Origin of the sequence: Acidovorax sp. BoFeN1 (genome assembly GCF_003345135.1) — a bacterium.
GTDB classification, from domain to species: domain Bacteria; phylum Pseudomonadota; class Gammaproteobacteria; order Burkholderiales; family Burkholderiaceae_C; genus Acidovorax; species Acidovorax defluvii.
In genome coordinates, this window is the sequence record NZ_QOZT01000119.1 from 1 (window position 1) to 8,947 (window position 8,947).

Annotated in this window: 7 protein-coding genes; 6 read left to right on the forward strand and 1 reads right to left on the reverse strand. The window is 65.0% G+C overall.

The genetic code is table 11. The features are described from left to right. On the reverse strand, positions 1-211 hold a 211-nt coding region (locus tag DTW89_RS17795; protein WP_201740958.1), incomplete at its 3' end, for a transposase family protein. Positions 212-427: 216 nt separating this feature from the next. Between DTW89_RS17795 and DTW89_RS17800 the strand changes: the two genes are divergently transcribed. The 6 genes from DTW89_RS17800 to htpG all read left to right on the forward strand — a co-directional run bounded on the left by DTW89_RS17800 (position 428) and on the right by htpG (position 8,798). After that, entirely contained in the window at positions 428-1,321 is an 894-nt protein-coding gene (locus tag DTW89_RS17800) for a DUF4394 domain-containing protein (protein WP_114656899.1), read from the forward strand. 80 nt (positions 1,322-1,401) lie between these two features. Next, positions 1,402-2,001, forward strand: a complete 600-nt coding sequence (locus DTW89_RS17805) for a methylamine utilization protein (RefSeq protein ID WP_201741037.1) — start codon at positions 1,402-1,404, stop codon at positions 1,999-2,001. A gap of 44 nt (positions 2,002-2,045) precedes the next feature. Next, complete coding sequence (locus tag DTW89_RS17810) at positions 2,046-4,346, forward strand: putative bifunctional diguanylate cyclase/phosphodiesterase (RefSeq protein WP_114656902.1); 2,301 nt, start codon at positions 2,046-2,048, stop codon at positions 4,344-4,346. Positions 4,347-4,721: 375 nt separating this feature from the next. Then, positions 4,722-5,549, forward strand: a complete 828-nt coding sequence (locus tag DTW89_RS17815; RefSeq protein WP_114656903.1) for a pseudouridine synthase — start codon at positions 4,722-4,724, stop codon at positions 5,547-5,549. Between the two features lie 157 nt (positions 5,550-5,706). Next, positions 5,707-6,642 (forward strand): exopolyphosphatase, encoded by a 936-nt coding sequence (locus tag DTW89_RS17820; RefSeq protein ID WP_114656900.1) that lies wholly within the window; start codon positions 5,707-5,709, stop codon positions 6,640-6,642. A 182-nt stretch (positions 6,643-6,824) separates the two neighbouring features. Continuing rightward, entirely contained in the window at positions 6,825-8,798 is a 1,974-nt protein-coding gene (htpG, locus tag DTW89_RS17825) for a molecular chaperone HtpG (RefSeq protein ID WP_114656901.1), read from the forward strand. Positions 8,799-8,947: the final 149 nt, after the last annotated feature.

Below are 8,947 nucleotides of genomic sequence, written 5' to 3' on the forward strand. Positions count from 1 at the left end.
CCTCGAACTGAAAGAAGTCCAGATGCCGCCAGCTGCGCTGGCGGTGGTCATGGAGCTTTTGATCAGCGGCTGAGCACGCCGGGCATGCTGCACTGCCTGAGCGCCAGACAACGTACAGGTCGATGCGACTGCGCTCCACGTCCAGCGCAACACGCTCGACCGCCCAAGGGGCTGCAAGGCCTAACGCTTGGCAAAACAATGCTTCTTGCATCGGAACGGCTCCTGTTCAGGGGGTGTCAACAGATTTTTTTGAACTGTAGCGCTCCACCCGAAACGGAAGAGAGCCCCAAATATGGCTGTAACCCTTATGTGTTAAGCGCTACATGCTATAAAAAATGATATTTGTTTTGAAATTGCATGTTGCGCTGCGCCGCCACGGTGGTAGGTGGCGTAGGGTATAAACCAGTTACATGTGTGGGAGTTTTTGATGCCTCTGTTTTGTCGCAAGCAGCGCTTGCTGGTGGGGTTTGCCGCCCTGTGGATGTTGGCGGGATGCGCAGGCTTGGCCCAGCCGCAGGCTGGCACGGGCCCGGAAATGGTTTATGCCATCTCCGGCTCTCACGAGCTGCTCCGTTTGGAGGCAGCGCAGCCGAGCCGGGTGATAGAGCGCAAGCCGCTCACCGGCTTGGCCCCGGGCGATGCGCTGATCGGCATCGATTTTCGGGTGGCGCGTGGCGTGCTCTATGCACTGTCCAGGTCCGGGCAGCTTTACCGGGTGGATCGTGCCAACGGCGTGCTGAGCCCGGTGGGTGCGGTGACTGTGGCACTGCCTTTGGACGGCGCGGTGATCGGTTTCGATTTCAACCCCACGGTGGACCGCATTCGCGTGGTAACGCCCTCCGGCCACAACCTGCGCCTGCACCCGGACACCGGTGCCATGGTGGACGGCGATGCCACCCGCGACGGGGTGCAGCCCGATGGGGCGTTGCGCTACGTGGTGGGCGATGTCAACTTTGGCAGCGCGCCCGACATTGCGGGGGCCGCCTACACCTACAACACCCGCGATGAAACGATCACCACCAACTACGCCATTGATCGCGCACGGGGCGCCCTGGTCATGCAGGGCTCGCTCGAGGGCGCGGTGCCCGTCGTCTCGCCCAACACCGGCCAGCTGCGCACCGTCGGCGCGCTGGGCCTGGGGGCGTTGACCGATGTGGCCTTTGACATTTCTGACGTTGCCAACACGGCCCTGATCGCGGTGCGCACGGCTTCCGAGCCACGCACTCGCCTGCACCGCGTAGACCTGGCCACGGGCCGTGCCACCGATCTCGGCCAGGTGGGTGACGGCAGCGCGCTGATTGGCGTGGCGATCGAACCATGACCATGCTTGCGGTGTGGCTGGAGCGAAGCATTGGCTTGGTGCGCGCCTGGATGCCGCCTGCGCTCGGCACGGCCTGCGGCATGGCATGTGTGCTGTGCCTGACATGGGGCCAGGCCGGGACGGCGCATGCCGCCACCGTGCAGATCGAGGTGCTGGACGCGGCCGGCAAACCCGTGGGCGATGCCGTGGTGTTTCTGGAGTCGGCACAAGCGCGTCGCCAGGTGCGCCCCCTGGCGGCGCTGGAGATGGCGCAGCAAAAAAAGCAGTTTGTGCCCGAAGTGCTGGTGGTACCGGTGGGCTCCGAGGTGCGCTTCCCCAACCACGACACGGTGCGCCACCATGTGTATTCGTTCTCACCGGCCAAGAAGTTCGAACTCAAGCTCTACACCGGCACACCGGCCAACCCCGTGCTGTTCGATCGACCCGGAGTGGTGGTGCTGGGCTGCAACATCCATGACCAGATGGTCGGCTGGATTCTGGTGGTGGACACCCCCTATTACGCCCAGTCCCTTGCGGCCACGGGCAAGGCACAGATCGACGACGTACCGGCTGGCAGTTACCGCCTGCGCACTTGGCACACCCGCTTGCCCGTGGGTGCGCCCGCACTGGAGCAGGCGCTGATCGTGCCTGCCACCGGCACCGCTGAGGTGACTGTGCGCATGCAGGGGTTGCAGCCTTGAAGCTGTCTGTGCTGCGGCGCAGCCTCATCGTGCGGCTGGTGGGCATGTCGCTGCTGCTGCTGCTGATCGTGCAGGCCGCCGGTTTTGCCGTGGTGCGTGCCACCATCGACCGCAACGCCCGCAGCCAGATCGCGCGCGAACTCGACACCGACGAAAACGTCTGGCGGCGGCTGCTTGACCAGAACGCAGAGAAGCTGCGCCAGGGCTCTGCCTTGCTGGCGGCCGACTACGGGTTCCGCTCGGCAGTGAACTCGGATGACGAGGAAACCATCCAGTCGGTGCTGGAGAACCATGGCAGCCGGATCGGCGCCGAGGTGACGGCGCTGCTGGACACCCGATTGAACCTGCGTTCGCTCAGCGCATCCGGCGGCGCACGCGATTTCCAGGCCGCCGTGCGGCAGGTGGCGCCGCTGCTGGCCAGCCAGCCGCAGGGCAGCCGCATGGCCGTGATCGGGGGCGTGCCCTACCAGTTTGTCATGGTGCCCATGCGCGCGCCGGTGGTGATCGGCTGGGTGTTGATGGGGTTTCCCGTCAGCCAGCCCCTGGCGGACGAAATGCGGCAGTTGCTGTCGGTGCATGTGGCGCTGCTGGTGAAAGGCGAGGATGGCGTGCTGTCCGTGCCGGTGAGCACCTTGCCCGCCGCCCCGCTGGCGATGCTGCGCCGCCAGGGCATCCCCACAGGCGAGCTCGACACCGATCAAGGGGTCTTGCTGGCACGCGCCAGTCCTCTGGACACGGTCGGGGGCGAAGTGCAGGCGCTGTTGCTGCGCTCGGTGGACGAGGTCGTTGCGCCCTATCGCCAGTTGCAGGTGTTGCTGGCCATCATCACGGTGGCCGGTGTGCTGCTGTTTGCCTTGGGCAATGGCGTGATGGCACAGCGTGTGACGACCCCTTTGCGCTCGCTGCTGGCCGCCACACGGCGATTGTCCCGCGGCGAATATGACGTGCCGATGGAGCACACCGACCGCGCCGATGAAATCGGCAATCTGGCGCGCTCGTTTGACAAGATGCGGGTCGATATCGGCGCGCAGCAAAGCGAGATTCGGAGGCTGGCCTTTTGGGATCGCCTCACGGGGCTGCCCAACCGCGAGCGTTTTCGTGCAGCCGTGGTGGCCGCCACCTCCGCCAATGTGGGCGTGCCACAAGCGCTGGCTGTGCTGACCCTGGACCTCGACCGGTTCAAGCATGTGAACGATGTGCTCGGCTATGCCTTTGGCGACCGGCTGCTGCAGGCGGTGGCGGGCCGGCTGCGCGAGCAGGTGGGCGCACCGCAGGACATGGTGGCCCGCATGGGCGGCAACGAGTTTGCCGTGTTGCTGCAAGGGGCCGATGCCGCTGCAGCCCACGAGGTGGCGCGCCGCATCCACCGCTCGTTCGAAGAGCCGCTGGTCTTTGAAGACCAAAGTGTGGATCTGAGCGCCGGTATCGGCATTGCGTGCTGGCCGGACGACGCCGACGATGCCGACACCCTGCTCAGCCGTTCCGAGATTGCCATGTATGCGGCCAAGCGCCAGCTCAGCGGGGCGCTGCGATACGACCCCGGCTTTGATCTGGCGAGCGCGCAAACCCTGTCGTTGCTGTCCGAGCTGCGCCGGGCCGTGGAGCACAACGAACTGCGCCTGTACCTGCAGCCCAAGGTTGCGCTGCACGGCCAGCCGGGGCTGGCGGCCGAGGCCCTGGTGCGCTGGCAGCACCCGCAGCGCGGGCTGGTCCCGCCCATGCATTTCATTCCGTTTGCCGAGCAGACGGGGTTCGTGCGCCAGCTCACGCTGTGGGTCTTTGAAGAGGTCGCCCGCTTGCTGGCTTCGCCCCAGGCGCGGCACCTGCCGCTGCGCGTGTCGGTCAACCTGTCCACACGGGATTTGCTGGACCCCGAGCTCAGCACCCGGCTGGCGGGCATTCTGGCCCGCCACGGCGTGCAGGCCAGCGCGTTTTGCCTGGAGATCACCGAAAGCGCCATCATGGACGACCCCCAGCGCGCCGAGGCCATGCTCAACCGCCTGTCGGAGCAGGGGTTCAAGCTGTCGATTGATGATTTTGGAACCGGCTATTCGTCGCTGGCCTACCTCAAACGCCTGCCGGTGGACGAGCTCAAGATCGACAAATCCTTTGTCATGGGCATGGAGGCAGGCGAGGACGACGCCATGATCGTGCGCTCCACCATCGACCTGGCACACAACCTGGGCCTCACCGTGGTGGCCGAAGGCGTGGAAACCGCTGCCATTCTGGCGCGCCTGCGCACCCTGGCGTGCGATGAGGCGCAGGGGTACCACATCGCGCGGCCCCTGCCGGTCGACGACTTTCTGGCCTGGCAAGCCCGCCAGGGGGAAGCTTCACCGCTCTGATCGGTTTCTGGCAACGCTGGCTGATTTTCATTGGACCGTCTGGCTCCACAGGCGAAAATACCCGCCATGTCTTCTTCCCGTTCCCGTCCGCCAGCTGGCCCTGCCGCTGCTTCTGTCTCCCAGCCGAGTGATCCAGCCGCAGCTGCGCCCGCCGCCCGCCCGGTGTTGCGGCTTTCCGCGGTGGCGGCCAAGGCCAGCCCCCGGGCTTCCGCCGCGCCCGCGCGGGGCCCCGCACCGGCGCGGCCCGCAAGAGGCCCTGCGCCACCCAACTACCGCACGGCGTCCGCCGGGTTTGTGGCGCCGGTCCGCCAGGCGCCCGTGCGCTCGCCGCCTGCTGGCAAAGGCGCTGCAGGCGGTGCGGGCGGAGCAACCGGCATGGCCACATCGCGCTTGAACAAGCGCATGGCCGAGCTGGGCCTGTGCTCGCGGCGCGAGGCCGACGACTGGATTGCCCAGGGCTGGGTCAAGGTCAATGGCGAGGTGGCGGAAATGGGCGTGCAGGTGCTGCCCACCGACCGCATCGACGTGGACAAGGTCGCGCAGGGTTTTCAGGACCAGCGCGTCACCATCTTGCTGCACAAGCCCATGGGCTATGTAAGCGGCCAGGCAGAGGACGGCCACACGCCTGCCGTGGCGCTGATCAACCCGCGCACCCACTGGCGCGATGACCCCAGCCGCAACCGTTTCTCGCCGCCCCAGTTGCGCGGTCTGGCACCGGCCGGGCGGCTCGATATTGACTCGGTTGGCCTGCTGGTGCTCACGCAGGACGGACGCATCGCGCGCCAGCTGATTGGCGAGGACTCCACCGTGGACAAGGAATACCTGGTGCGAGTGGTCTACCAGGCCCCGGGCCAGGCGCTGCCACGCCATCCGTCTGAGCGCTCCGCGCCGCTGCAGGAAATTGACGAGCGCGACCCTGTCAGCACCAATGTGCAGGCCGTGTTTCCACCCCAATTGCTGGAGCGCCTGCGCCACGGTCTGAGCCTTGACGGCGATCCGCTCAAGCCCGCCAAGGTCGATTGGCAAAACCCCGAACAGTTGCGCTTTGTGCTCACGGAAGGCAAAAAACGCCAGATCCGCCGCATGTGCGAACTGGTGGGTCTGAAGGTGGTGGGCCTCAAGCGCATCCGCATAGGCCGCGTGACGCTGGGTAATTTGCCGGTCGGCCAGTGGCGCTACCTGTCACCCAACGAGCGGTTCTGAGCCGGCGCAGCCTGTCATTGACACCCGCCGGGTGGCCGAAAGGGCGCGAGCCCGTGGTGGAAGGCGGCGGAGTGGCTGTCTTTTGCACGCTGGCGGCAACGCGGGTGCCGGTGGAGCCACTACCATCGTGCCTTTGATCGAACAATAAGGAGGGTTTGTGAGCGACGTGAAATACCGACTGGTCACCCGCAGCGACTTTGACGGCCTGGTTTGTGCCGTGCTGCTCCATGAACTCCAGCTCATTGACGAGATCGCCTTCGCCCACCCCAAGGATATGCAGGACGGCAAGGTGGCCATCACGGCCCGCGACATCACCGCCAACCTGCCCTTTGTGCCGGGTGCGCACCTGGTGTTTGACCACCACGAGTCCGAAACCGTCAGCAACGCCGGACGGCGTGATATCAACCACATCATTGATGCGAGCGCGCCATCGGCAGCGCGCGTGATCTTCAACCATTACGGCGGCAAGGCGGCCTTCCCCCGGGTTTCCGACGACATGATGGCTGCCGTGGACCAGGCGGATTCTGCCCAATACACCCGCGAGGACATCCTCAGCCCCCAGGGCTGGGTGCTGCTCAGCTACCTCATGGATTCGCGCACCGGCCTGGGCCGCTTCAAGGAGTTTCGCATCAGCAACTACGCGCTGATGATGGACCTCATCCAGTACTGCCGCGACCATACGATTGACGAAATCCTGGCGCTGCCCGATGTGCAGGAACGCGTGGCACTCTACAAAGAGCACGCGACCAAGGCCAGAGAGCAGATACTGCATTGCGGTATCTGCATCGACAAGCTGGTGGTGCTGGACATGCGCGAGGAAGAAACCATCTGGGCGACCAACCGCTTCATGGTGTATGCGCTGTTCCCGCAGGCCACCGTGTCCGTGCAGGTGGTGTGGGGCTTGAAAAAGCAGAACACCGCGCTGGCAGCCGGAAAATCCATACTGAACCGCAGCAGCAATGCCCATCTGGGCAATCTGATGCTGGAGTTTGGCGGCAACGGGCATGCCGACGCAGGCGACTGCCAGGTGCCCAACGACAAGGCCGATCAGGTGCTGCAAGCCCTGGTGCAGCGCATCACGGTCGCTGGCTGAGCCTTTTTCGTCCGGCCAATACGGCTCTCCCGTGCGCGGAGAGCCTTTCACCCCAGGGCTTCGATCGGCCAGGGCCTTGAAACCCCGCAACCCGCCCATAACTGCCGCGTGCCGGTATTGGCAGGGGCAGGTTCAAGCCCTGCCACGCATATTTCATTGATTACAACCCGAGAAAAACCACCATGAGCAAACAAACCCTGTCGTTTCAGGCCGAAGTTGCCCAGCTGCTGCACCTGGTCACCCATTCGCTGTATTCCAACCAGGAAATCTTCCTGCGCGAGCTCGTCTCCAACGCGTCGGACGCCTGCGACAAGCTGCGCTTCGAGGCGCTGAACAACAACGCCCTGTACGAAGACGCACCCAACCTGGAAGTGCGCGTCACCTTCGACAAGGCCGCCAAGACGCTCACCATCACCGACAACGGCATCGGCATGAGCGAGCAGGAGGCCATCGACCACTTGGGGACCATTGCCAAGAGCGGCACCAAGGACTTCATGGGCAAGCTCTCGGGCGACCAGAAGCAGGATGCCCAGCTCATCGGCCAGTTTGGCGTGGGTTTTTACTCGGGCTTCATCGTGGCCGACAAGATCACCGTGGAATCGCGCCGCGCGGGCCTGCCGGCTGAGCAAGGCGTGCGCTGGACCAGTGGCGGCAGTGGCGATTTCGAGGTGGAAACCATCACCCGCCCCGCGCGCGGCACCAGCGTCATCCTGCACCTGCGCGACGATGCAGAGGAATACCTCAACGCCTGGAAGCTCAAGCAGGTCATCGCCAAATACTCCGACCACATCAGCCTGCCCATCCTGATGGAAAAGGAAGAGTGGAAAGACGGCGAGCTCATCAACCCCGGAGACGAAAACGGTGGCCGCCAGCCCGGCGGCATGGTCAAGACCGGCGAATGGGAAACGGTGAACAAGGCCAGCGCCCTGTGGACGCGCCCCAAGAAAGACATCACCGACGAGCAGTACCAGGAGTTCTACAAGGCCATCAGCCACGACCACGAGGCGCCGTTGACCTGGGCGCACAACCGCGTCGAGGGCAACACCGAATACACGCAGCTCTTGTACATCCCCGCCAAGGCGCCGTTTGACCTGTGGAACCGCGACAAGAAGGCGGGCATCAAGCTCTACGTCAAGCGCGTGTTCATCATGGACGATGCCGAGGCGCTGATGCCCAGCTACCTGCGCTTCGTCAAGGGCGTGATTGATTCGAGCGACCTGCCGCTCAACGTGAGCCGCGAGCTGCTGCAGGAAAGCCGCGACGTGCGCGCCATCCGCGAGGGCAGTACCAAACGCGTGCTCTCCATGCTGGAAGACCTGGCCAAACACGACAAGCACGACACCACGGCAGGCGCCGATGGCGTGACCGATGTGGTAGACGCCGACGACAAGGCCAAGGAAGGCAAGTACACCGCGTTCTACGGCGAGTTCGGCGCCGTGCTGAAAGAAGGCCTGGGCGAAGACTTCGGTAACCGCGAGCGCCTGGCCAAGCTGCTGCGCTTCGCCAGCACCACCAGCGACGCCGTGACGGTGAGTTTTGCCGACTACAAGGCCCGCATGAAGGAGGGCCAGGAGGCGATTTACTACATCACCGCCGACACGCTCGCCGCCGCCAAGAACAGCCCGCAGCTCGAAGTCTTCAAGAAGAAGGGCATCGAAGTGCTCTTGATGACCGACCGCGTGGACGAGTGGGCGCTGAACTACCTGCACGAATTCGACGGCACCCCGCTGCAAAGTGTGGCCAAGGGCGCTGTGGACCTGGGCAAGCTGCAAGACGAAGCCGAAAAGAAGGCGGCGGAAGAAGCCGCCGAGGCCTTCAAGCCCGTGCTGGCCAAGCTGAAAGAAGCGCTCAAGGACAAGGCCGAGGACGTGCGCGTGACCACCCGCCTGGTCGATTCACCCGCATGCCTGGTGGTGCAGGACGACGGCATGAGCACCCAGCTCGCCCGCATGCTCAAGCAGGCCGGCCAGCAGGCGCCCGAGACCAAGCCCGTGCTGGAGGTGAACGCCGAGCACCCGCTGGTGAAAAAGCTGGACGGCAGCGTGCACTTCCACGACCTGGCCCACATCCTGTTTGACCAGGCCCTGCTGGCCGAAGGTGGCCTGCCGGAAGACCCGGCCGCTTACGTCAAGCGGGTGAATGCGCTGCTGGCGTAAGCAGCACTGCGCAAAGCCTGGCCATGCTGACCGTGTCCCACGCAATGCCCCGTGTCGCAACGGCCCTGGCGCTGGTCGCCTTGCTGGCTGGCTGCGGGGCGGTGGGTGGGGGCGTTGGCATTGGCATCCCCGTCGGCCCGGTGTCTGTG